Source organism: Parvibaculum lavamentivorans DS-1, from assembly GCF_000017565.1.
Classification (GTDB): Bacteria; Pseudomonadota; Alphaproteobacteria; order Parvibaculales; family Parvibaculaceae; genus Parvibaculum; species Parvibaculum lavamentivorans.
Genome location: NC_009719.1, coordinates 2,100,594 through 2,123,392 on the forward strand (window position 1 = coordinate 2,100,594; position 22,799 = coordinate 2,123,392).

The following is a 22,799-nucleotide window of genomic DNA, read 5'->3' on the forward strand; positions in this document are numbered from 1 at the left end:
ATCGCTTCGATGCAGGTTATTCCCTGCGATCGATGGCGGTGAAAATCAGGCTCTCCGAATACGAAGTCAGCTTGCTTTGCCCGCACGTTGCTCACTCGCTGTGAGAAGGGAGCGGCCGGTCGCAAACGGCTTTGTACGACAGGAGAGACAAGTGACACTCACCAACTCAAACGCATCAACCATAGCGGCGCCCGGTCTTTCTCCGAAAGGCGAAAGCAGACAGCCCGCTCGCGCGGACGCGCCTGTCCGTCTTCTGAGGGCGGGCAATGAAGATATAACGATCGGCGAGAACAGCATCCTTGAGGGCTCATTCGACACGCAAGGCTCCATGTTCGTCGATGGCGCCGCGATAAACGCGGATTTGCGGGCGGCGCAACTTTCGATCGGCGCTACCGGCCGTGTCGAAGGGCAGGCAACCGTTCTCCGCGCTGAAATAGCGGGCACGTTCGATGGAACGCTCATGTGTTCGGGCGAGGTCATCCTCCGTTCGTCGAGCAGGATCAGCGGGGAACTGAAATGTGCCAAGCTCGTCACGCATAGAGGTGCCGTCATCGCTGCCGAGATCCATATCGTCAGCGACGAAGAAGGCGGCGAAGAGGCGATAGCTGGCCTGTCCGGGTTTCCGCCGTCCTGGCCGACACCGTTCTGGAGCCGGCGCAGGATCAGGAAGCTTCTTCCTTACGGGTACGGCGCCTTCCTGACCCTCGGGGCCATGGGAATCTGGTCGTTCTTCGCCTGAGCGAGCGGGCCCTTACGCGTTTATCTCCGTTGCGCGCCCGGTGTTTTCGGGCGGAAACCCGTTTGTCTTCCGGCTAGGATCGGGACGGAAGGGAAGCTGGTATCCCGCAGCGAAGAGGAAAGCGTATTGAAAATCGCCGGGCGATGGTTTGAGCGCAGGGAGATGGGCGATGGCATCACGCTCCTGTGGGAGCCGCATGTCCACCCGCTCATCCGTTGCAATATCTGGTTTGCGCGGGGACGTGACCGCGATCTCCTCGTCGATACGGGTGTGGGTGTCGCCTCGCTCAGAAACGAGATAGCCGATCTCATCGACAAGCCTCTCATCGCGGTGGCAACCCATATCCATTACGACCATGTCGGCTGTCTGCATGAATTCGATATCCGCCTCATGCATCGTCTCGAGGCGCCGCGCATGGAGGACTACAGGGAGTTCGCGGCCCTTACCGCGTCGGGTTTTCCGGCGGAGCTTAGGGCAAGCCTGTCGGGCTACGGGCTTGGGGAGGGCGACGCGCCGCTCCTCGATGCATTACCTCATAAGGGCTTCGATCTCGCGGCCTACCGTGTGGTCTCCACCCATGCCACGGGCCTCGTCGAGGAAGGGGATGCCGTCGATCTCGGTGACCGGCGCTTTTCGGTGTTTCACCTGCCGGGCCATTCGCCGGGGTCGATCGGGCTTTGGGAGGAGGCGTCGGGCACGCTTTTCTCCGGCGATGCCGTTTATGACGGGCCGCTGCTCGATGAACTTCCCGATTCCGACATCGCCGTCTATCTGGCGACAATCCGCCGGTTGCGCGGCATGAAGGTGCGAGTGGTTCATGGCGGCCATGACCCAAGCTTCGGGCGCGACCGTCTGGTGGAAATCTGCGACGCCTATCTCGCCCTACGCGGCTGAAGCAGCGATCTGCGCTTCGTTGTGCTCCTGCTTCCACGCCGCGACGAGGTCGCGGTTGTCATGGTCCCAGGGGTGGAAGCCCGGGCGGAACCAGTCGAGATAGGCGGGGATTGCCTTTCGCAGCGAGCCGGGACGCACCCAAAGATAGGCGAAGAGCCTGCCCCATGCGCGCGGGCTCCAATGCAGCCCGTCCGTCTTCAGCAGGTCGCGAATATGCATGAAGAGATTTGCGTTGAAGAAGAGCGTGGTCATCAGCAGCGCGCGGACGCGGTTCAGATAAAAGGCGGGCTTTGACGAGACCGCTTTCAGCACATCGAAGGCGACGGCTTTATGTTCCGTTTCCTCCACCGCATGCCACATCCAGAGTTCATATTCCTCGGGCGTTGCCTGGTCGCGGAATATCTCGCGGTCCGTCAGTAACTGGTCGGCGAGGATCGCGGTGAAATGCTCCAGTGCCACCGTCTGGCCGAGCTGCGCGCGCGGCGGCAGGACCTTCTTTGCCAGCGCCAGCATGCGGGCGGAGCGCGCTTCAATCTTGCGCATCGGGTAGCCCAGCTCCGCGATCCGGTCGTTATATAACTGGTGCTCGCGGGAATGGATCGCCTCCTGCCCTAGAAATTCCCTTATCTCGTCCTGAAGCTTCGGGTCGCCGATCTTGTGTTTCTGCTTTCGCACCGTGTCGCAGAAGAAGCGCTCGCCATCGGGAAACATCGCCGAGAGCGCATTGAAATAGGCGGTGATGACCGGGTCGCCATTATACCAGTGGCGCTCGTTTCCCGCCGCGAAGTGCCGGTTCCTGGTTTTGAACGAAAGCCGGCTCCCGCTCTGGCTGGCGACAGGGGCGGTTGCGGCTTGTTGCGCGGCGCTCATCGGACACTCCTCCGGGGCTGAATTCCTCCCCTACATCTTTGTCAGCGGAGGCTTATCTTCAATGGGCGCCACAAAATCTTACAAACTCGCGACGGAGTTGCCGCATGCATCGCGTATCTACAAGGCCTGCCGCGCGGGCTGCCGCTCCGTTGAACCAGCGTGAACGCTAGACATGAAGATAAAGATCGGCAAATACCGGCTTCCCGTTCCGCGCAGCCGTGCCGGCCGCCTGGGGGCTGGCATCGGCCTCGTCATCCTCGGCATCATTCCCGGGCCGCCGGGGCCCGCCGCCATTCCGGTCGGCCTTACCATCCTCACCCTCGATCACCCGCGCGGCCGCCGCTGGAGGCGTATCGTCATCGTCAAGGTTGGGAGAAGGTGGCAGGAGACGAAGGTGAAAAGACGAATGCGCCGGGCGGCAAAGCGCGGCGCATCCGTCGGCAACGATCTTGAACCCGGTCTCTAGGCGGCTTCAGCAGGCGCCCCGGCGCAGCAGAACGGCGGGGAACGTCTTGAACATGATGGCGATGTCCTGCCAGAGCGACCAGTTCTTCACATACCACGCGTCGAGTTCGACGCGGCGCATATAGGTCGTGTCGTTGCGGCCACTGACCTGCCACAGGCCGGTAATGCCGGGCTTCGCGGAGAGGTAGTATTCCGCGTCCTCGCCATAGCGCAGCACTTCGGAATAGGTGACGGGGCGGGGCCCGACCAGGCTCATTTCGCCGCGGATCACGTTGATGAGCTGCGGCAGCTCGTCGAGGCTCGTCTTGCGAAGGAATTCGCCGACGCGCGTCACGCGCGGATCGTTGCGCAGTTTCTGGTCGCGGGCCCATTCGGCCGCACGCAGAGGATCGTTTTCGAGAACGTTCTTCAGAATGGCATCGCCGTCGACATGCATGGTGCGGAATTTCCGGCACATGAAGTCGCGCCCCTTCTCTCCCACGCGGCGGTGGCTGAAGAAGGCCGGGCCGCCGTCGAGGCGGATCAGGGCCGATACCGTCCAGAAGAAAGGCGCGAGCAGAACCAGCGCCAGCGAAGCGACGGCAAGATCGAAGCTGCGCTTCATGAGGCGCGCCATCGGCCGGTTCAGATTATCGGCGAGTGTCAGCATCACGAGGTCGTGGCTGAAGAAATTGCCGGCTTCGAGCGCCATCACGCCGATGCCCTTGACGGGCGGGATGATCGAGAAGGCGATGCGGGCGCGATGCAGCGCGCGCAGGATGTGGTCGAGACTCGCCATTTCCTCGGGCGAGGGCGCGAGCACGACGAAACGCGCGCCGTGGCGTTCGCAGGCGAGCTTCAGCGCGGCGGAGAGCTGGCCGCCGGCGCGATAGAGCAGGCTCGACGGATTGGAGGCGTTCCGGTCCGAGGTCAGTTCGGCGAGGTCGAGCGTGCCGGCCACGTCATAGCCAAGATAAGGCTCGGATTCGAGCACCTGCGCGGCTTCAAGAGTGTTCTCTTTCGAGCCGATCAGAAGCACCGGCGCTGTCCAGCTCCCGTACCGCTTCAGGACATGTCTCATCGCGATACGTGCCATCGGGATAAAGACCAGCGCCCAGAGCCAGGCTTGCAGCATCCAGAGGCGGGAGAAGTAATCCTTGGTCAGGTATTGCAGGAAGCCATCGACCAGCGCGACCAGCGCGATGCCTTTGACGATTTCCTTGGCTTCGGCCCAGAAGGGAGTGCGCTTCGAATAATGGCCTTTGGCAGCCCACCACAGCACAGGCAGCATCAGCAGAAAGCCGATGCGCACGAGACGGCTTGTCAGCTCGCCGGCCTCCAAAGCGCCGAATTCCGTGTTTAAAACCTGCACATTGATGCCGAAAGCGATTGATCCGGCAACGATCTGCGCCAGCGCCAATGCGCCGAGATCGCCGACCAGCAGCATGAAGCGGTCTGCCAGCGGCGTGAGCCGCGTGCCGGCGCCCGTCTCCTCGCGATAGGTGTCCTCAAAGCCTGCCACCTCCGAAACGGGGATGGGGGTTGCGGCTTCAAAGGCCGGGATCTGCTTTTCCAGTACGCTCACGATGCCCACGCTACCTGTATCCGAATGCGACAACTGGTCGGTGAGAGCGCAAGTCGCGCGCCAGAAAGGGCTGTCCCGCTTCGGTCATTGCGAGCGTGGTTAACTTCAGGTTAGCGCGGCTATAATGGGGCTGTGGGCGATCAGGGGAGGCCGATCTGTACAGCTTGAGAGAACACCATCTTCCGGGCGGCCGGGAGCTATTGCTCTATGGCCGTGTTCTGCATGATGAGCCGCCGGGAGAGACGCTGCCGGAGGAGCCTCCCGGCGTTGCGCCGCATCTGCGCTGGCATCCATTGCAGCGTGAATGGGTCGCCTATTCCGGCTCGCGGCAGGGGCGCACATTTCTGCCTCAGGCCGCCGCTTGTCCCTTGTGTCCGGCGAGGGAGGGGAAGCCTGGAGAAATTCCCTTCAGCTCCTTCGAGATCGCGGTTTTTGAAAACCGGTTTCCGGCTTTCGCGGCGTCATCCGTCGCGCCGTTGCTGCCGGGCATCGAAACAGCGCCGGCGTCGGGCCGCTGCGAGGTCATTGTCTTTTCAGACGATCACGTGGGCGGGCTCGGCAGCTTTTCTCTCGATCGGCTGGCGCTTCTGATCGAAGTCTGGGGCGCGCGCATTTCCGTGCTCGGCGAGAAGTTTCCTTATGTCCTTCCTTTTGAAAACAGGGGCGAGGAAATCGGCGTAACGCTGCACCATCCGCACGGGCAGGTTTATGCCTTTCCCTTCCTGCCCGCGCGCGCGGCGCGGGCCGCGGAAGCACAAATGGAAGCGCCGGTTATTTCGCGCCTGATCGATGGTATCGACCCCACGCTTCTGCTCGATGATGAGGCGGAGGCTCTTGCTCTGGTGCCGCCCTTCGCGACCTATCCATACGAAACCTGGATCGTGCCGCGGCGCCGCGTTCCCGGTCCCCAGTCGCTGCAGCCATCCGAGATCGAAGCAATGGCGCGCCTTCTCCGCCGTTCGGTGCGCCGGCTCGACTTGCTGTTTGAAAAACCGATGCCCTACATCCTCATTGTTCAGACCGCGCCCCGTGGCTTCGAGAACAGTTTCCACATGACGATAGAAATCCGCCCCTTCCTGCGCGATAGAGACAAACTCAAATATCTTGCCGGCGTCGAGCAGGGCTCCGGCGTCTTTCTGGTGGACGTGCCGCCGGAGCTGGCGGCTGAGCGCTTGCGAGCGGTAGGCGGCCTATGAGGGAAATCTTCAAGGAGATATTCAATCGCGATGCGGCGGCGGAAGCCTCCGCGCCCGGCCGCGTCAATCTCATCGGCGATCATACGGATTATGCAGGCGGCTTTTGCCTGCCGATGCCGCTCGCGCTCGAGACACGAGTGGCGATGGCACCTGCGCCGGCGTTTCGCGCCCACAGCCTCGATCTGGACGAGACGGCGCCGTTCGATCCTGCCGCGCCCGCGCGTGGCGACTGGACGGACTATATCGCGGGGCCGCTTGCGGTACTCCGGCAGGCGGGATTTGCCGTTCCGCCGGTCGAGGTGCTGGTGAGTTCCGATGTCCCGCAAGGGGCGGGCGTTTCTTCGTCGGCTGCGTTAGAGGTTGCCACCTTGCGCGCGGCGCTGGATTTGTCAGGTGCCAAGCTGCCGGACATGGAAGTGGCGCGGCTCGCGCAGTCGGCGGAAAACGTCTATTGCGGCGTTCAATGCGGCATCCTCGATCAGATGGCGAGTGCCGTGGGCCGTCCCGGTCAGGCGTTGCTCCTCGATTGCCGGAGCAACGGCACGCGCCTTGTGCCAGTGCCGCCTGAATTCCATTTCGCCATTGTCCATTGCGGCGAGGCACGCCGGCTCGTCGATGGCGAATATAATGAACGCCGCCGCTCGGTGGAAGAAGCGGCGCGGCTCCTTGGCATGGTTTCACTGCGCGATGCGGGTCCGGACGATCTTGCCGGGATCTCCGATGTGCGACTTCTCAAGCGCGCCCGTCATGTTGTCAGCGAGAATACGAGGGTAACTGCTGCCGTGGCGGCGCTTGAGCGGCGCGACCTGCGCGGCTTCGGCATGTTGATGGTGGAGAGCCATCGCTCGCTCGCGGAAAATTTCGAGGTTTCTACGCCGGTGCTTGACCGTCTTGTCGATGATGCGCTCGAAGCCGGTGCTTATGGCGCGCGGCTCACCGGCGCGGGTTTTGGCGGATGTATTGTCGCGCTGTTGCCGGCGGGCAGGGAAGTCTGGTGGAAGAAAGTATCGGCCGCTCATCCGAAGGCGTGGCTCGTGCAGGCGTGAGCTATGCCCGCATGGGGAGTGGGTGCTGCGCTGCCGCCACCACGCGTTCAGGCGGGAATGTAACCGTCACCGTGGTGCCACGGCCGAGTTCGCTCGCAATGTCGAGGCAGCCGCCGTGATGTTCCATCAGGCATTTGGCAAGCGGAAGACCTAGGCCGGTTCCTTCATATTTTCTGGAGAGATCGGAATCAATCTGTCCGAAGCGTTCCAGTGCCAGCGGAATGTTCTCCGCGGCGATGCCGATGCCCGTATCGGTGACGCGCAGCAGCATCGCGCCGTCCGCGACCAGGGCTCCGATGTGGACTTCGCCCCCGTCCGGCGTGAACTTCACCGCGTTGGAGAGAAGGTTCAGCAACACCTGACGGATACGGCGGTGATCGGCGATCAGATGCGGCAGGTCCGCGGCAATCTCATAGTCGAGCGCGATGTTCTGCGCCTTGGCTTGCGCCGAGATCATGCGAATGGTGTCTGTCACCGCTTCTTCGAGGTCGATATCTTCTTCATGAAGATGCAGCTCCCCCGCATCCACGCGCGTGAAATCAAGTACGTCGTTTATCAACGACAACAGGTGCTTGCCGCTCTTGAATATGTCCTGCACATAGTCGCTGTAGCGGGCATTGTTGAGCGGGCCGAAAGTCTCGGCGGCCATGATCTCGGAGAATCCGAGAATGGCATTCAGAGGCGTGCGAAGCTCGTGGCTCATCGTCGCGAGGAATTGCGATTTCGCTTGATCTGCCGATGAAGCGCTTTGCAGCGCGACGAGAAGCTCGGCAGAGGTCTTTTCGAGCTGCTTGCGGGTCTCATCCAGTTCGAGCACATGCGCGCGGAGACGTATCGTTTCCTGCACCGACCGGTCGGCGAGATGCCGCTCCACGGCGGAGCCGACAAAAGCCAGAATAACGATCAGAAGCGTCACCGCGGCGACGGCAATCGCGACGGTATAAGGCTCGACGGCGTTGGATGCGACCTGTGCAGCCGCGTCGTAGCTCACGGTGACGGCCGCCATGCCGGTAAAATGGAGTGAGGCAATGGCCAGTGTCAGAAGGCCTGCGCCGATGATGCGTCCCCGCAGGCCCGAAAGAGAACCGGCCGCTTGCGTTGCCGCCGCGCCGAGTACCACGCCAAGGACGATCGACGCGGCGACATAGTCCCGGTCCCAGATCATCTGGCCGTGCATGCTGGTTGCGGCCATGCCGACATAGTGCATAGCCCCGATGCTCAGGCCCACAACGGCGCCGCCTGTTCCTGAAGGCCGGTAACGGTCCGCGATGGCGAAGCCGATGGTTGCAAACATGATCGCGATCATGAGCGAGGCGAATGTCAGGCCCGGCTGGTAGCTTGTCGGCGTTTCCGGCTGGAAGGCGAGCATCGCAATGAAGTGCGTCGCCCATATGCCGCAGCCGGCGACGAATCCGGATGCGAGAACCCAGAGCGAGCGTTGTCGCAACCCGGCTTCCCGCGCACGCGCGAAAAGGCTGATCGAGGAAAAGCTCGCGAACAGACACAGAAGCGCCGCCAGGACCACGAGGCGCAGGTCGTGTTCGACCGTTATGCAATTATACACGGTTAACATGCCGGCTCAGTGAAGCACGGCGCCGCTTAAACCTTGATTAAGAGGCGGTGACCGGTGGTTCACACAGTGTCCGTTTGCTCCGTGTGCTGTGCCAGCCGGTCAAGCAGGCGGTAGAGGAAAACGCCCGCCAGGATGGCCACGACGCCCGAAATCACCGTCCAGTCGAGATTGGTCGGTACATAGGGATGTGCCGCAACGAGACGCGTCTTTTCACCGACCATCTCGTATTGACGGTCCTTGAACGGCCACACGGCCAGCAGCGAGCCACCCAGTACGCCGATCACCGTCAGGATCGTCTGCCGGTAATAGTGGTTCAGCAGCCAGGCAATCGCGCGCGAGAAGGCGAGCGCACCCGTCACCACGCCGGCAAGCAGCGGCAGCAGGAAGGCAGTGTCGAGCCGTCCCAGCGCGTCAATCGCATCCGTGTATTTGCCGAGAATGAGCAGCACGAACGAGCCGGATATGCCGGGCACGAGCATTGCGGCGATGGCCGCCATGCCGCACAGAAAAATGAACCACCAGGCATCCGGCGTCTGGACAGGAACGAGAACCGCCGCCAGGAGGCCAAGGCAGACGCCGAGAGCCATCCATATCCAACTCGCGAAGCCTTTAGGCTCAATATGTGAAATGAGGCCGACGATGGATGCGGCGATGAGGCCGAAGAAAAAGCCGAAGGTGATTTCCGGCAGATGCGTCACCATCAAAGACAGGGGCACGACACGGCTGAAAATGATCAGCGACAGGAGAACGCCGATGCCCAGCGGCAGAATGAACATGAAATCGATATGGCGCGCGGCGGCCAACAGCCGTCCGCGAAGCAGAAGCTGCAGAAATTCCTTGTCGACATGCGCGATGGCGGCGATCAGCCGTTTGTAGATGCCGAGAATAAGCGCCATCGTACCGCCGCTGACGCCGGGAACGAGGTCGGCCGCGCCGACGCACATGCCGCGCAGCACCTGCCGCGTCGGGTTTGGATTGTCGAGACCCTCGGGGCTCAGTTCGTTCACAAAACCTTGCCAGCGCGAGATCGCCCATCCCGCCGGACGGGCAGCGGCGTGCGTAATCCATGCGGCGGCGGGCGTGCCGCTCATGATCGCCAATGTCAGCATGGCGAGTGTGCCGCCCGTAACCGCGGCATCTGTGGGCCAGTGTGCGCCTGCCGCGATGGGGGGCAGCGTGAAGAGGAACGCGAGCGCCGCGCCTGCAAGGCCGAGCCGCCATGTGAGGCCGCGCCACCAGAGGGCAGCAAGCACAATCATCAGGGATGTGCGGATGTCGGGAAAGCTGGCGGAAGAATTTTCAGTCGTCTGCGCCCAGGGCACCAGATTTCCGATCGAATGATAGGTCTCGAAAACGAGAGAGGGCGAAAGGCGGGGCTGCGCCACAGTCTTCAAAAGGAAAAAGGCAACCGCCAGAACAAGGGCGGTGAAAACCGCGAAGCCGAGGCCGTCGCGAAAGCGGTCGAGATCGCCGCGCGCGATGACGCGAAAATAAATGACGAAACTTGCTAACAGCAGAAATGCGAGGAACTGCCCGCTGTCCGCCAGGGCCCAGAAGATAGCGAAAGGCTCGCCCCAGGCGACAGTTCCGTTCAGCGCGCGGAAGAGCGCCGCATCCAAAAGGTCCCAACAGGCCCGCGTCGCCGGCCACAGCCATGAAGCAGCGAAAAGCAGCGCCGCTATGCTCCATCCCAGAAGTGGCTTCCACTGCCATTCCGTCGACAGTGACACGTCGCTCGAGGTTCTGCTTGGCGGCATGCGTCGTCTCCGATCGGCAACGGAAGGATGAATCACAGGCGAGTCTATATTCAGGGCCGGGAAATGACACCGAAATCGGCGGCTAGCGGTAGGCGGGCAACCAGTCGCCATGTGCCTCGATCAGGTCGTCGACGAGCGCCCATATCTGGTCGAGCGAAAGCTCCGCCGCCGTGTGCGGGTCCATCATGGCGGCATGGTAGATATGTTCGCGCTTGCCGGTGGCTATGGCTTCCATCGTCAGCGATTGCACGTTGATATTGGTCTGCATCATCGCCGCGAGCTGCGGCGGCAGGGCTCCCACCCGCGTCGGCGTCACGCCGTTCGCATCGACGAGGCAAGGCACCTCCACGCAGGCCCCCGCCGGCAGGTTGTCGATGAGGCCGTTATTGGCGACATTGCCGTTGATGACGGTGGGCTTGCCCGACACGACCGCGCGCATGATTTTCGCACCATATTCGCCGGAGAACTTCACCTCCAGCCGGTTCGCCGAAACGAGTTCGCGCTCCTGCGCGTCCCATGCCGCGATCTGCTCCTCGCAGCGGCGGATATATTCGTCGAGCGGAATGTTGAATCTCTCGATCAGGTCCGGCCTGTCGCGCTTGATGAACCACGGCACATATTCGGCGAAGTGTTCGCTCGATTCGGTTACGAAATAACCAGTCCGGCGGAGCATTTCATAGCGTACCTTGTTCCAGCCCGGTTCCTCGCCCCGCGCCGCAATCTCTTTCAGTTTCGGGTAGAGATCCTCGCGCGTGCCGTCCGGCAGTTCGCGTTCGAATTTCGTATAGAACGCCATGTGGTTGATGCCGGCGCATTGATAGCGCAGCGACTTGTAGTCGACATCGAGATCCTTGGAGAGTTCGTAAGCCGTACCCTGCACCGAGTGGCAGAGGCCGACATGGGCGATGTCGGGCGCCAGCCGGTTCAGCGCCCAGCAGTTGATCGCCATCGGGTTTACATATTGCAACATGAGCGCCCTGGGGCAGAGCTCGCGCATATCGTTTGCGATATCGAGCAGCACGGGCACGGTCCGCAGTCCGCGCATGATTCCGCCCACGCCCAGCGTGTCGGCGATGGTCTGCCGCAGGCCATGCTTTTTCGGAATTTCAAAATCGACAACCGTGCCCGGCTTGTAGCCCGCGACCTGGATCATGACGATCACGAAGTCGGCGCCCGCAAGAGCTTCGCGCCGGTCCGTCGTCGCGGTGATCTCGGGTGAAACCGAAAGCGCATCGGCGATCTTTCCCGCCACGATGGCAGAAGTTTTCAGCCGTGCCTCATCGATGTCGTGCAGCGCGATGTGGCAATCCGCGAACATCTCGTTCAGCAGGATGTCGCCCACCAGATTTTTCATGAAAACAGTGCTGCCCGCGCCGATCATGCAGACTTTGGTCATGTCGTTTCCCCTTTTGGCGGGGCCAGCATTGGCCATGAGGAGCGCTCTTGCAAGCGCCGGCGTTTCCGGCAATCTGGTGGGCAGAGGGAGAAACCATGCCGCAAGCTCAAAGCCTCACCGACGTCTCGATCGGCGTCTGCTATTACCCGGAGCACTGGCCGGAAGCCATGTGGCCGGAGGATGCCCGGCGCATGCGTGAGGCGGGGATTTCCCGCGTCCGCATCGGCGAGTTCGCCTGGTCCCGGCTGGAGCCGGAGCCGGGAACTTACGATTTCGACTGGCTATCCCGCGCGCTCGATACGCTGCATGGCGAGGGCCTCCAGGTCGTTCTCGGGACGCCGACGGCAACGCCCCCCAAATGGCTGGTCGATTCGATGCCCGACATGTTGCCGGTAGACCGGCATGGGCGGCCCCGCGGCTTTGCGTCGCGCCGCCACTACTGCTTCTCCCATGCCGGATACCGGCGCGAATGTGCGCGTATCGTGAAGGCGCTGGCTGAGACATTCGGGCAGCATCCGGCCATCGTCGCCTGGCAGACCGACAATGAATATGGCTGCCACGACACGGTGCTTTCCTATTCCGACGAGGCGCGGCTCGGCTTTCGTCATTGGCTGCGCGATCGCTACGGATCGGTCGCCGCGCTCAACGATGCCTGGGGCAATGTCTTCTGGAGCATGGAATATCGCAGCTTCGATGAGATCGACCTGCCTTCCGGCACGGTCACGGAGGCGAACCCGGCACATCGCGCCGATTTTCATCGCTATTCGTCGGATCAGGTCGCGGCGTTCAATCGCGTGCAGGTCGAAATCATCCGCGCCCTTTCGCCCGGCCGCGACATTCTCCACAATTTCATGACCTTCTTTCTCGACTTCGATCACTACGAGGTGATGAAGGACCTCGATATTGCAACCTGGGATTCCTATCCGCTGGGAAGTCTCGACGTCTTTCCGGGCGACGCCGCTCACAAGACCGCCTTTATGCGCACGGGCGATCCCGATCTTCAGGCATTCCACCACGATCTTTATCGGGGTGCCGGCCGTGGCCGCTTCTGGGTCATGGAGCAGCAGCCCGGCCCGGTGAACTGGGCGCATTACAACGTGGATGCGCAGCCCGGTCTCGTCCGTCTCTGGGGGCTTGAGGGCTTCGCGCATGGTGCGGAGACGATTTCTTACTTCCGCTGGCGGCAGGCGCCTTTCGCGCAGGAGCAGTTTCATGCCGGGCTCAACCTGCCGGATGGCGAACCGGACCGCGCCTTCCATGAAGTGAAGCAGCTCTCGCAGGATCTCGCCTCGCTCGGTCCGCTCGGTGCGTCCGCTTCCGCACGGGTGGCGCTCGTCTTTTCCTATGAGGCGGCATGGTTCCTCCGCGTGCAGCCGCAAGGGCGCAGCTTCTCCTATGTGGAGCAGGTCTTTGCGATGTACCGCTCGCTCCGCCGTCTCGGGCTCGATGTCGATGTCGTCGGGCCCGATGCCGAAGTGAGCGGTTACGCGCTTGTCCTCGTTCCTTCCATGCCGCATGTGCCGGAGCGTCTCGCCGCGTCGCTCGCGGCTTGCAAGGGAACGCTCCTCATTGCCGCACGCAGCGGCAGCCGCACAGCGTCTCACCGGATACCGGACAATCTCGCTCCCGGCATCCTCTCCGGCCTGCTCGGCGTAAAGGTCACGCGCGCCGAGAGTTTCCGGCCCCACGGCGCCGTTCCCGTCCGCTACGACAATGAAAACTACAGCTTCGACCGCTGGCGCGAATTCGTCGTTCCGGAGGCGGGCGTCGAGGTGCTGGCGGAGACGGAAGACGGGCATCCGGCCTTCACCCGCAAGGGCCGCGCGCATTACCTCGCCGGCTGGCCGGACGACGCATTCCTCAACGGGGTAGTGGAGCGGCTGGCGCGGGAGGCGGGCCTCGCAACGGGCGAGCTTCCAGCCGGCTTGCGCAGCCGCCGGCGTGGGCCTTACCGCTTCGTTTTCAACTACGGCCCGGCCGCCGCCGACATCTCGCCTTATTTCCCCGCTAGTGAGTTTGTGCTCGGCCAACCCCGGCTTGAAGTCGGCGGTGTGGCGGTTCTGCATACGGACGTTCCAGCGAACGGTTAATGGACTGACAGGGGAGGATGCTATCTGCGATTTTCTTGAGGAGCGTGATAGCGTCTCATCCATGGTTTCCTCTGGCCCGATATCCGTTGGAGTGCGTTCGATGCCCGGCTTCCGTCTTTCAAGGCTCCGTTCCTTTGTGCGGATAGCGGCGCCGCTTGGCGTCGTGTTCGGGCTTGCCCTTGCAGGCTGCGGCGCCACCGCTTCGACCGATGTGCCGCGCGGTGTGCCCATGGCTCCGCCGGTCAGTGCCGACGCGCCGGCCTTCGCGGATTGGCTCACCGCCTTCCGCGAGGACGCGCTCAAGGCCGGTATCGCTCCGGCCACTTTCGACCGGTCCATGAAGGGCGTGCGGCTCGACGAGAAAGTCATAGAGGCCAATGAAAGCCAGCCGGAGTTCACGCGGCCGGTCTGGGAATATCTCGAAGGCGCGTTGTCCGATACGCGCGTCGCGACGGGCAAGCGGCTTCTCGCCGAGAACAAGGCGTTGCTTGACCGGATCGAGGCGCGTTATGGCGTCGACCGTCATGTGCTGGTGGCGATCTGGGGTCTCGAATCCAATTACGGTTCCTTCCAGGGAACGATGAGCGTCGTTCGCTCGCTTGCGACACTTGGCTTTGAAGGCCGCCGCGTCGAATATGGACGTTCGCAGCTCATCGCCGCGCTTCAGATCATCCAGAACGGCGATATTGCGCCCGAGCGCATGACCGGTTCCTGGGCGGGCGCGATGGGCCACACCCAGTTCATTCCCACCACCTACAATGCCCATGCCGTCGATTTCGATGGCGACGGGCGCCGCGACATCTGGAATTCGCATGCGGATGCGCTTGCGTCCGCCGCGCATTATCTCGGCAATTCCGGTTGGCAGCGCGGTGCCGTCTGGGGCTATGAGGTGAAGCTGCCGCAAGGCTTCGATTACGGCGAGGCAGATATGTCGGTGTCGCAGCCGGTGGGCGAATGGCAGAAGCTTGGCGTCGCCCGCATCGACGGGCGCCCGTTCCCGAGTGGCGAGATGGGCGAGAAGGCATCGATCTTCCTGCCGTCGGGCTATCGCGGCCCTGCTTTCATCGTCATGAACAATTTCCGTACTGTGCTCGCCTATAACGCCTCGACCTCCTATTCGCTCGCCGTGAACCTGCTCGCGGACCGGTTCAAGGGCAGGGGAGAGATCGTCGCCTCCTGGCCCCGCGGCGACCGGCCGCTTGGGCGTCAGGAACGCCACGATCTTCAGCAGCTCCTGCTCGACAAGGGTTACGAGACGGGCGGGGTCGACGGCATCATCGGCTTCAATACGCGCAAGGCCATTCGCGCCTACCAGGCAAGCCTCGGCCTTCCGGCGGACGGCTATCCGACGCATGAGCTGCTGGAGAAGCTGCGCGGCCGTTGAGCGCATTGCCTCTTTTCTCGGCGGCTGGAGCCGCCGCCGACCAAAAACTGGACAGAAGGCGTGGTTTTTTTCCTGCAAAAGCCGAAAACGCCATGTTTCCGGGAATGGCATCGCTTTTGCTCTCCCTATAGGCTCAAAAGGCGCAGACAAGCGCCACAGTGGCAGGAGAATCGATGGCGCACGCCATCTTCGACGAAATGGGGACGCCCGGCCGCGAGGTTCGTGCGGCGTACAGAACGCTGCAGAGCTGGCTGGATGAAACGCCGCTCGATATTCTCACGCTCCGGCGGGAAGAGGCGGAGACGTTTTTCCGCCGCATCGGCATCACCTTCGCGGTTTATGGCGAGGGTGGCGATCCCGAACGCATCATTCCCTTCGACATCATCCCGCGCATTCTCGAAGCAGCCGAGTGGCGGCAGATTTCCGATGGCCTGATCCAGCGCGTCAGGGCTCTCAATGCCTTCATCGCCGATATCTATGGCAGTCAGGAAATTCTGCGGGCCGGCATCGTGCCGCGCGACAATGTTCTGTTGAACGATACCTATCGTTACCAGATGCAGGGCGTCGCCGTTCCGCACAACGTCTACACGCATATCGCGGGCATCGACATGGTGCGTGTGGGGCCGGAAGAATTCTATGTGCTGGAGGATAATTGCCGCACGCCGTCCGGCGTCTCCTACATGCTGGAGAACCGTGAAATCACGATGCGGCTCTTCCCCGATCTCTTCTCCCGCTACAATGTCGCGCCGGTCGATCATTATTGCGACGAACTGATGCGCACGCTCACCTCCGTCGCGCCGCGCAATTGTCCGGGCGAGCCGACCGTCGTCGTGCTCACGCCAGGCATCTACAATAGCGCCTATTACGAGCATTCCTTCCTCGCCGACCAGATGGGCGTCGAGCTTGTCGAGGGGCCGGACCTCTATGTGATGGACGATGTCGTCTATATGCGGACGACGCAGGGGCCGAAGCGCGTCGATGTGATCTATCGCCGCGTCGATGATGATTTTCTCGACCCGCTCACCTTCAAGGCGGATTCCGCACTCGGCGTCGCGGGCCTGATGAACGCCTATCGCGCAGGCAATGTGAACCTCACAAATGCCGTCGGTGCCGGCATCGCCGACGACAAGGCGATCTATACCTATGTGCCGAAGATGGTGGAGTTCTATCTCGACGAAAAGCCGATCCTCAAGAACGTCCCGACATGGCGCTGCGCGGAAAAGGCAGATGCCGCCTATGTGCTTGAGCATCTCGCCGAACTGGTGGTGAAGGAAGTGCACGGCTCCGGCGGCTATGGAATGCTTGTCGGGCCGAAGGCGGCGAAGGAAGAGCTGGAACTCTTCGGCGCGCGGGTGAAGGCTTACCCGGAAAAATACATCGCGCAGCCGACGCTCGCGCTTTCCACTTGTCCGACTTTCGTCAATGAAGGCGTGGCGCCGCGCCATGTCGATCTCCGGCCCTTCATTCTTTCCGGCAAGGAGATCAAGGTCGTGCCCGGCGGGCTCACGCGCGTCGCCATGCGCGAGGGCTCGCTCGTCGTCAATTCCAGCCAGGGCGGCGGCACCAAGGACACCTGGGTATTGAAGGACTGATGCGATGCTGAGCCGCACAGCCGACAGCCTGTTCTGGATCGCGCGCTATATGGAGCGCGCCGAAAACCTCGCGCGCACGCTCCGCGTCACGGATCGCCTCTCGCTCATGCCGTCGATCGCGGAGGCGGATGGCAGCGAATGGCATTCGACGGTCGTCGTCTCCGGTTGCGAGGAAGGTTTCTATGCGAAGCATGAGGAGGCGACGCCGGAAAACGTCATCTCCTATCTCGCCTTCGACCCGGAAAATCCGTCCAGCATCCGCGCCTGCATCGAGACCGCGCGGCGCAATGCGCGCGCCGTCCGCACCGCGCTCACCACCGAGCAATGGGAATGCCTCAACGCCGCATGGCTCGCGCTGCCCGGCTGGAACGAGGCGCGCGTGCGCGGCAGCGGTCTTCACCGTTTCCTCGACTGGGTAAAGGATTGCTCGCTCCTCTTCACCGGCGGCACCGTCGCCACCATGCTCCGCCGCGACAGCTATTATTTCACGCGGCTCGGTACCTTCATCGAGCGCAGCGACAACACGGCGCGCATCCTCGACGTGAAGTATCACGTCCTCCTGCCCGAACATGCCGAGGTCGGCGGCGGCATCGACTATTACCAATGGGCGTCGATCCTGCGCGCCGTCTCCGGCTATCGCAGCTACAACGCCGTCTACCGCGAGGGGCTGAAGCCCTGGCTCATCGCCGAGTTCCTCATCATGCGGGAGGAGATGCCGCGTTCCCTCATCAGCTGTTCGGCCGAGATCAAGAACTGTCTCGACAAGCTTGCCGAGGAATATGGCCAGCGCCATGAATGCCACCGCATCGCCGGGCAAATCTATTCGCGGCTCCGTTTCGGCCAGGTCGAGGATGTCTTCCGCCAGGGCCTGCACGAGTTCCTGAGCGACCATATCGAACAGAACGACCGGCTCGGTATTGAGATCAGCCGCAGCTATCTGATGTGATACGATCCCCTCATGCGCATCCAGATCCATCAGGAAACCACCTACCGCTACGAGGCGGCGGCCAATTATTCGATGCAGATGCTTCGCCTGCGTCCGCTCGACAATGGCTGCCAGAAGGTCCTTTCCTGGCGGTTCACGCCACCGCCCTTCGGCACCGTCACCGAAAGCAGGGACGCCTATGGCAATGTCCTGCAAACGCTTTATATCGAGAGGCTGCATAGCGAGATCACGCTGACCGTCCATGGCGAGGTCGAGACGCAGGACACGGGCGGCGTGGTGCTCGGCACCTATGAGCCTTTTCCCCCCGTCTTCTTCCTGCGCCAGACGGAACTCAGCGCGCCCGACGATGCGATCACGGCGCTCAGCGAAACGGTCCGCGAGGCGTCGGACGGGACGCCGCTCGATATTGCCCACCGGTTGATGGGCGCGGTGCGGGATGCGGTCGATTACCGGATCGGCGAAACCCATGCCGCCACGACGGCGGCGGAGGCCCTGGCCAGCGGCTTCGGCGTTTGCCAGGACCACACCCATGTCTTCATCTCGGCGGCGCGGCTTGCGGGCATCCCGGCGCGTTATGTGAGCGGCTATCTCTGGGATGTCGGCGACACCGAATATGAGGCTAGCCACGCATGGGCGGAGGCCTATATTGACGGCCTTGGCTGGGTCGGATTCGACGTCGCCAACCGCACCTGCCCGACGGCTGCCCACGTGCGTGTCGCCTCCGGTCTCGATTATCTGGAGACGGCGCCCATCCGGGGCCTCCGGCGCGGCGGCGGCGAGGAGACGATGGAGGTCCGCCTCAAGGTGGATGACGCTGCCGCCCAGCAGCAGTGATGCTAACGACAAACAGGTAAGGTCCGGCAGGCGCCGGGCGAAACCGGGAGACGCGACCCGATGACTTATTGTGTGGCCCTTCGGCTCAAGGACGGGCTGGTGATGCTGGCGGACACGCGCACCAATGCCGGCGTCGACAACATCTCCACCTTCCGCAAGCTCTCCACGATCGAACATCCCGGCGAGCGCGTCATCGGCATCATGACGGCGGGCAATCTCGCGGTCAGCCAGGCCGCCGTCAACATGGCGGTGGAGCAGGGCGTGCGGGTGCGCGACGGCGACGAACTGGAAACGCTGCACACCGTGCCCACCATGGTCCGCGCCGCCCAGCTCATGGGCCAGGCCGTGCGCGAGGTCTATCGCATCGACGGTCCCTCTCTCGAGGCGCAGGCGGGCGATTTCAATGTCTCGATCCTGATGGGCGGCCAGGTCGGCAATGGCGAGATGCGCCTCTTCCAGGTCTATTCGGCGGGCAACTATATCGAGGCGACGGAAGACACGCCCTATCTTCAGATCGGCGAGCACAAATATGGCAAGCCCATCATCGACCGCGCGCTCAGCTACGACACTGCGCTGGGAGATGGGCTCAAGCTCGCGCTGATCTCCATGGATTCGACCATGCGCTCCAACCTCTCGGTCGGCATGCCGATCGATCTCATGGTCTATCGCCGCAACGCCCTCAAGGTCGCGATGCAGCGGCGCATCAAGGATGACGATGCCTATTTCACCGGCCTCCGCCATTCCTGGTCCGATGCGCTGACGCAAGCCTATCGGGCAATCCCGGGCCCCGGCTGGGAATTCTGACCTTCCACTAATCCCCGCCTCGCATGGGCTGCTCCAGACTGTCCCCGATCCATTGGACAGGAGCATTCCCATGTCGAATATCGGCAGACTGACGTCTTTCCCGCTGGGCGGCGACATCGCCTGGCAGCTCTCCGCGCCGCCGCAATGGCGGCGTTTCGCGCCCTCGATGCGAGAGGCCGTGTTGTTGCCGGAGCCCGTGGCCTGGTCGGCGGATTTCGCGACAGGTGCCTATCTGCGTGCCGGCCATGCCGCATCGCCCGGCGACATGTTCGTCTGTGTACGTTCCTCGCCGGCGCTCATGCAAGGCGAAGACGGTCTCCATGTTTTCGCTGCCGATGAAGCGCCCGTTCTGCCCGGCATCGGCCTCGATGTCTGGGGCCAGTTCCAGAACCGCTGCACCAACCACAACGCCAATCCCGCAGGGCTCGTCAATATCTCGAAGGGCGGCGCGGCGGCGGTGCTTTCGGTGGTCGACGATGCGGCGGCTCTCGCCGAGGCTGGCCTTTCCGGCGTCTGTTCCTCCGGCAAGGTCTACAAGCTCGACAACAGCGCCGGCAGCGGCGTTGCGTGGGCATGGGCGGCCGGGCAGTTCGCCTCCGCCACGCCTCACACGCCCTCCCTCTACTACAGGGGTAGCGCCTGCCAGCTCGGCTTTGCGCAGTCGGGCGGCGCGTCCGTCTCCGGCGCGCGGACGGATCTTCCGGCCTCCGCCGCCTATGTGGCCGCGGAGGGCCCGGCCTACGCGCCCTCCAGTTCGTCGCGCTGGTGGGCGCTTTATGCAGGGCCGGGCGCCACGGTCCATTTCGTCCTGAACCAGCTCGTCGAAAGCAGCTTCGCCGTCCCGCCCATCGTCACCGGCGGCGCCGCCGCCACGCGCTTCGCGAGCGATATCGTCATCCCGGCATTCGACGTCCTCGCGCCTGCCTTCGCGCTCGGAGAAGGCTTTCGCGGCCGGGACATCATCGATCTCGTCCGGCTTTCCGATCCGTCGCCGCGCACGATCTGGAGCCGAGGCACAGATGACGGCAATTGCATCACGCTTGCCATCGGTACGGGAAACAAGTTGCGCCTCTCGGTGAGGAATGGCGGCGCCGACGATCTGGTTCTCGAGACGGCCGAAGCTTTCGCCGCGCCCGGCCGTAAGGTCATCGATTATGTCTGCGCCAACGGCGCGTGGAGCCTTGAGGCGACAGGCGTCGCGGGTGGTGCCCATGGCGGCTCCTGTGTCCTTCCGGCGCTTGCCGCAGCGCGTATCGGCTCTGCCTTCGGCGGCGGCGCCTGCCTGAACGGCGCCGTCGAGTTCTCGAGCATCGAAAGGATTTCCTGATGCATATCTACACGCTGAAAGCAGAAAGCCCCGCCGCGCTCGCGGCTCTTCTCGAAGTGGCGCAAACGGGCAAACCCCGCCCCTTCGTCACGCGAGACAGCGCGGGCGGCCCCCTCTTCGACGGCGCCCGCATCGTCTACCCCTGGGCGGAAACGGTGCCGGGCACGCCGGAACCCGACCCCGAAACCGGCGAGACGGCGACACCTCTCGTTCCCACCGGCGACTGGCTCTGCGAAGTGCATCTCCGCACGCCGGACCCGGAAATAGCGGCAATCGCGGTTCCCTAGGCGGCGGTCCAGCTTCTTCTTGATACTGCAAAAGAGCTCGCGTCTAATCGTTACGCTTCCTTCAGCGGCAGCCGGCTCCTCGCGGGGCCGGTCCGGTACATGGAGCGGCAGGTCATGAGTTCGAAGGAAGACGCTTGAACCTCGACATGAAGTATCGCCCAGAGATCGACGGGTTGCGGGCTCTCGCCATCCTTCCCGTCGTTCTGTTTCATGCAGGTTTTTCTCAGCTGTCGGGCGGCTATACCGGTGTCGACGTCTTCTTCGTCATATCGGGATATCTGATCACGCGCATCATCGTCGGCGAGGCGGAAGCGGGAACATTTTCCATTCTGCATTTCTATCGCCGAAGGATATTGAGGATCGTTCCCGTCCTGGCCGTGGTCCTGATCGTCACCGCGATCATCGGCTACTACCTGTTTCTTCCCAACGAGTTCGATGAACTCTCGAAAAGTCTCATCGCCGTCTCGCTGTTTTCGTCGAACATTTTCTTCTGGCAGTCTTCGGGATACTTCGATGCGCCCAGCGCCTTGCGGCCTTTGCTGCATACATGGTCGCTGGCGGTCGAAGAACAGTTCTATCTTTTCTTTCCCTTTTTCATCATCGCCATCCATCGTTTCGGCGGCCGGCGATATGGCGCGTGGATTTTCGCCGCCGTCGTCCTTTCCTTCGCCGCCAGCGCCGTCGGCGTGGTGACGTCACCCTCGGCTACTTTCTATCTTCTGCCGACACGGGCATGGGAGTTGGGTGTCGGCGCATTGATCGCCGTCGGATGGGTGCCGCGCGTGTCGTCGCAGCGGCTCCGTCACTTCCTTGCCGCCGCGGGAATCATCGTCATCGGCCTCGGGCTCTTCCTGCTCGATGAAGAGAGTTATTTCCCCGGCTGGAATGCTCTCTATCCCGTGCTCGGCACCGCTCTTGTCATAGCTTACGGGCAGGGCACATTTATCGGCGGCGTACTGAGCACCCCGCCGGTCAAATATGTCGGTCTGGTTTCCTATGCCTGGTATCTCTGGCATTGGCCGGTGATCGTCTATTACACATTTGTGTTCGGGCCATTGGCCGATTGGTGGTCGACTGCCTTTGTCATTGTCGTGTCGTTCCTTCTCGCCGCCGTGTCGCGGCCGCTGGTGGAGCAGCCGTTCCGCTACGGGCTCGGCTCTCTCCCGACAGGGCGGGTCGTCATGTCCGGCGCCGCCGCCTTGGCGGTGCTGGCTTTCGCGGGCTGGTCGATGGCGGCCATGGGGCAGGTCGGGCGGACATTTCCGCCCGATGTGCTCAAGGTGGCGCAATATTCCGCCTACAGGGATTTGCCCGCCTATGAGTATCAGTTCCGGCCCGGCGTCTGCATGTTGGGGCTGGTGCATGAGGGCAGGCCGATCGACAAGAAAGAATGCCTTACGCCCGATCCGGCGAAGCCGGATTTTCTTGTTCTGGGCGACAGCCATGCAGGCCATATCTGGCGCGCACTCTCGCTCGAAATCGACGAATGGCATTTCCTCCAGGCGACGGCATCCGGCTGCATGCCGTTCGTGGGCGCAACAGGCGCGCTGCGCTGCACGAGCACGATGCGGTATATTTTCGAGGATTTTCTGCAAGAGCAGGATATAGACGGCGTCATCATCGCCGCGCGCTGGGAAGAAGATGAGCTCGATCAGCTTGACGAGACGCTCGCCTTCCTCAAGCAGCATGTCGAACAGGTAATCGTTCTCGGGCCGGTCCCGGAATATGAGAGTTCGGTTCCCCTGCTGCTCGCGCGAAGCCTCTATCACGACAGCCCGCGGATCGTTTCCTCGGCGGTCGACTGGTCGCGTGTGGAGGTCGGCAAACAAGTCGCCGCCATAGCGGAGCGAAACGGCGTGACCTACATATCGATGATCGACATCATCTGTCCCGCCGGAAAATGCGTCTCCATGATTGGAGGCAAGGTACCGGTGGAGTTCGACTACGGGCACCTCACTCTTGAAGGTGCCCGTTTCGCTGCGAACAGGATTGAAGCACAACTCGGCCTCGCTGAAGGCAAGCCGCGCCGGTGAGG

At 62.7% G+C, this 22,799-nt stretch carries 19 protein-coding genes; 14 read left to right on the plus strand and 5 right to left on the minus strand.

What is annotated here, in order from left to right:
• Nucleotides 1–151 precede the first annotated feature (151 nt).
• On the plus strand, nt 152–739 hold the full coding sequence (locus PLAV_RS09770; RefSeq protein WP_041535937.1) for a bactofilin family protein: 588 nt from the start codon (nt 152–154) through the stop codon (nt 737–739).
• Between the two features lie 126 nt (nt 740–865).
• Entirely contained in the window at nt 866–1,633 is a 768-nt protein-coding gene (locus PLAV_RS09775; RefSeq protein WP_012110840.1) for an MBL fold metallo-hydrolase, read from the plus strand.
• Here the strand turns inward: PLAV_RS09775 and PLAV_RS09780 are convergent.
• Nucleotides 1,622–2,503, minus strand: a complete 882-nt coding sequence (locus PLAV_RS09780; RefSeq protein ID WP_012110841.1) for a metal-dependent hydrolase — start codon at nt 2,501–2,503, stop codon at nt 1,622–1,624. The genes PLAV_RS09775 and PLAV_RS09780 overlap by 12 nt on opposite strands.
• Nucleotides 2,504–2,675: 172 nt before the next feature.
• On the opposite strand from PLAV_RS09780, the gene PLAV_RS18915 reads away from it, so the two are divergent.
• Entirely contained in the window at nt 2,676–2,969 is a 294-nt protein-coding gene (locus PLAV_RS18915) for a hypothetical protein (RefSeq protein WP_012110842.1), read from the plus strand.
• A 6-nt stretch (nt 2,970–2,975) separates the two neighbouring features.
• On the opposite strand, the gene wbaP is transcribed toward PLAV_RS18915, so the two are convergent.
• Nucleotides 2,976–4,541, minus strand: a complete 1,566-nt coding sequence (wbaP, locus tag PLAV_RS09790) for an undecaprenyl-phosphate galactose phosphotransferase WbaP (RefSeq protein ID WP_049767755.1) — start codon at nt 4,539–4,541, stop codon at nt 2,976–2,978.
• Nucleotides 4,542–4,696: 155 nt separating this feature from the next.
• On the opposite strand from wbaP, the gene galT reads away from it, so the two are divergent.
• Nucleotides 4,697–5,728 carry a galactose-1-phosphate uridylyltransferase gene (gene galT / locus PLAV_RS09795; RefSeq protein ID WP_012110844.1) on the plus strand — a complete coding sequence of 344 codons (1,032 nt, stop codon included), beginning with the start codon at nt 4,697–4,699 and terminating at the stop codon, nt 5,726–5,728.
• Nucleotides 5,725–6,774: a galactokinase gene (gene galK / locus PLAV_RS09800; RefSeq protein WP_012110845.1), complete on the plus strand. Its 1,050-nt coding sequence runs from the start codon at nt 5,725–5,727 to the stop codon at nt 6,772–6,774. Before galT ends, galK begins: the two co-directional genes overlap by 4 nt.
• 1 nt (nt 6,775) lies before the next feature.
• Here the strand turns inward: galK and PLAV_RS18920 are convergent, their stop codons facing one another.
• The 3 genes from PLAV_RS18920 to melA all read right to left on the minus strand — a co-directional run bounded on the left by PLAV_RS18920 (nt 6,776) and on the right by melA (nt 11,500).
• On the minus strand, nt 6,776–8,347 hold the full coding sequence (locus PLAV_RS18920; RefSeq protein WP_012110846.1) for a sensor histidine kinase: 1,572 nt from the start codon (nt 8,345–8,347) through the stop codon (nt 6,776–6,778).
• Between the two features lie 59 nt (nt 8,348–8,406).
• Entirely contained in the window at nt 8,407–10,104 is a 1,698-nt protein-coding gene (locus PLAV_RS18925; RefSeq protein ID WP_012110847.1) for a DUF368 domain-containing protein, read from the minus strand.
• Nucleotides 10,105–10,186: 82 nt separating this feature from the next.
• Nucleotides 10,187–11,500 (minus strand): alpha-glucosidase/alpha-galactosidase, encoded by a 1,314-nt coding sequence (gene melA, locus PLAV_RS09815; RefSeq protein ID WP_012110848.1) that lies wholly within the window; start codon nt 11,498–11,500, stop codon nt 10,187–10,189.
• A 95-nt stretch (nt 11,501–11,595) separates the two neighbouring features.
• Here melA and PLAV_RS09820 point away from each other — a divergent pair, with 95 nt between their 5' ends.
• The 9 genes from PLAV_RS09820 to PLAV_RS09860 all read left to right on the plus strand — a co-directional run bounded on the left by PLAV_RS09820 (nt 11,596) and on the right by PLAV_RS09860 (nt 22,797).
• Nucleotides 11,596–13,590 (plus strand): beta-galactosidase, encoded by a 1,995-nt coding sequence (locus PLAV_RS09820; protein ID WP_012110849.1) that lies wholly within the window; start codon nt 11,596–11,598, stop codon nt 13,588–13,590.
• Nucleotides 13,591–13,690: 100 nt separating this feature from the next.
• Complete coding sequence (locus PLAV_RS09825) at nt 13,691–14,974, plus strand: lytic murein transglycosylase (RefSeq protein WP_012110850.1); 1,284 nt, start codon at nt 13,691–13,693, stop codon at nt 14,972–14,974.
• Nucleotides 14,975–15,147: 173 nt separating this feature from the next.
• On the plus strand, nt 15,148–16,566 hold the full coding sequence (locus PLAV_RS09830; protein WP_012110851.1) for a circularly permuted type 2 ATP-grasp protein: 1,419 nt from the start codon (nt 15,148–15,150) through the stop codon (nt 16,564–16,566).
• Nucleotides 16,567–16,570: 4 nt separating this feature from the next.
• On the plus strand, nt 16,571–17,512 hold the full coding sequence (locus tag PLAV_RS09835) for an alpha-E domain-containing protein (protein ID WP_012110852.1): 942 nt from the start codon (nt 16,571–16,573) through the stop codon (nt 17,510–17,512).
• 12 nt (nt 17,513–17,524) lie between these two features.
• A complete protein-coding gene (locus tag PLAV_RS09840; protein WP_012110853.1) occupies nt 17,525–18,346 on the plus strand; it encodes a transglutaminase family protein in 822 nt (273 codons plus the stop codon).
• A 60-nt stretch (nt 18,347–18,406) separates the two neighbouring features.
• Entirely contained in the window at nt 18,407–19,150 is a 744-nt protein-coding gene (locus tag PLAV_RS09845; protein WP_012110854.1) for a proteasome-type protease, read from the plus strand.
• 70 nt (nt 19,151–19,220) lie between these two features.
• Entirely contained in the window at nt 19,221–20,477 is a 1,257-nt protein-coding gene (locus PLAV_RS09850; protein ID WP_012110855.1) for a hypothetical protein, read from the plus strand.
• Nucleotides 20,477–20,764 carry a hypothetical protein gene (locus PLAV_RS09855; protein WP_012110856.1) on the plus strand — a complete coding sequence of 96 codons (288 nt, stop codon included), beginning with the start codon at nt 20,477–20,479 and terminating at the stop codon, nt 20,762–20,764. The genes PLAV_RS09850 and PLAV_RS09855 overlap by 1 nt, the downstream gene beginning before the upstream one ends.
• Before the next feature lie 146 nt (nt 20,765–20,910).
• Nucleotides 20,911–22,797 (plus strand): acyltransferase family protein, encoded by a 1,887-nt coding sequence (locus tag PLAV_RS09860; RefSeq protein ID WP_041536581.1) that lies wholly within the window; start codon nt 20,911–20,913, stop codon nt 22,795–22,797.
• Nucleotides 22,798–22,799 lie beyond the last annotated feature (2 nt).

What these genes read in the sequence shown, in the direction of transcription:
- PLAV_RS09780 (WP_012110841.1), bottom strand. Translation starts at nt 2,503, where the DNA reads ATGAGCGCCGCGCAACAAGCCGCAACCGCCCCTGTCGCCAGCCAGAGC.
- PLAV_RS09855 (WP_012110856.1), top strand. Translation starts at nt 20,477, where the DNA reads ATGCATATCTACACGCTGAAAGCAGAAAGCCCCGCCGCGCTCGCGGCT.
- PLAV_RS18920 (WP_012110846.1), bottom strand. Translation starts at nt 8,347, where the DNA reads ATGTTAACCGTGTATAATTGCATAACGGTCGAACACGACCTGCGCCTC.
- PLAV_RS09860 (WP_041536581.1), top strand. Translation starts at nt 20,911, where the DNA reads ATGAAGTATCGCCCAGAGATCGACGGGTTGCGGGCTCTCGCCATCCTT.
- PLAV_RS18925 (WP_012110847.1), bottom strand. Translation starts at nt 10,104, where the DNA reads ATGCCGCCAAGCAGAACCTCGAGCGACGTGTCACTGTCGACGGAATGG.
- PLAV_RS09850 (WP_012110855.1), top strand. Translation starts at nt 19,221, where the DNA reads ATGTCGAATATCGGCAGACTGACGTCTTTCCCGCTGGGCGGCGACATC.
- PLAV_RS09840 (WP_012110853.1), top strand. Translation starts at nt 17,525, where the DNA reads ATGCGCATCCAGATCCATCAGGAAACCACCTACCGCTACGAGGCGGCG.
- PLAV_RS09820 (WP_012110849.1), top strand. Translation starts at nt 11,596, where the DNA reads ATGCCGCAAGCTCAAAGCCTCACCGACGTCTCGATCGGCGTCTGCTAT.
- melA (WP_012110848.1), bottom strand. Translation starts at nt 11,500, where the DNA reads ATGACCAAAGTCTGCATGATCGGCGCGGGCAGCACTGTTTTCATGAAA.
- galK (WP_012110845.1), top strand. Translation starts at nt 5,725, where the DNA reads ATGAGGGAAATCTTCAAGGAGATATTCAATCGCGATGCGGCGGCGGAA.
- PLAV_RS18915 (WP_012110842.1), top strand. Translation starts at nt 2,676, where the DNA reads ATGAAGATAAAGATCGGCAAATACCGGCTTCCCGTTCCGCGCAGCCGT.
- PLAV_RS09835 (WP_012110852.1), top strand. Translation starts at nt 16,571, where the DNA reads ATGCTGAGCCGCACAGCCGACAGCCTGTTCTGGATCGCGCGCTATATG.
- PLAV_RS09845 (WP_012110854.1), top strand. Translation starts at nt 18,407, where the DNA reads ATGACTTATTGTGTGGCCCTTCGGCTCAAGGACGGGCTGGTGATGCTG.
- PLAV_RS09825 (WP_012110850.1), top strand. Translation starts at nt 13,691, where the DNA reads ATGCCCGGCTTCCGTCTTTCAAGGCTCCGTTCCTTTGTGCGGATAGCG.
- PLAV_RS09830 (WP_012110851.1), top strand. Translation starts at nt 15,148, where the DNA reads ATGGCGCACGCCATCTTCGACGAAATGGGGACGCCCGGCCGCGAGGTT.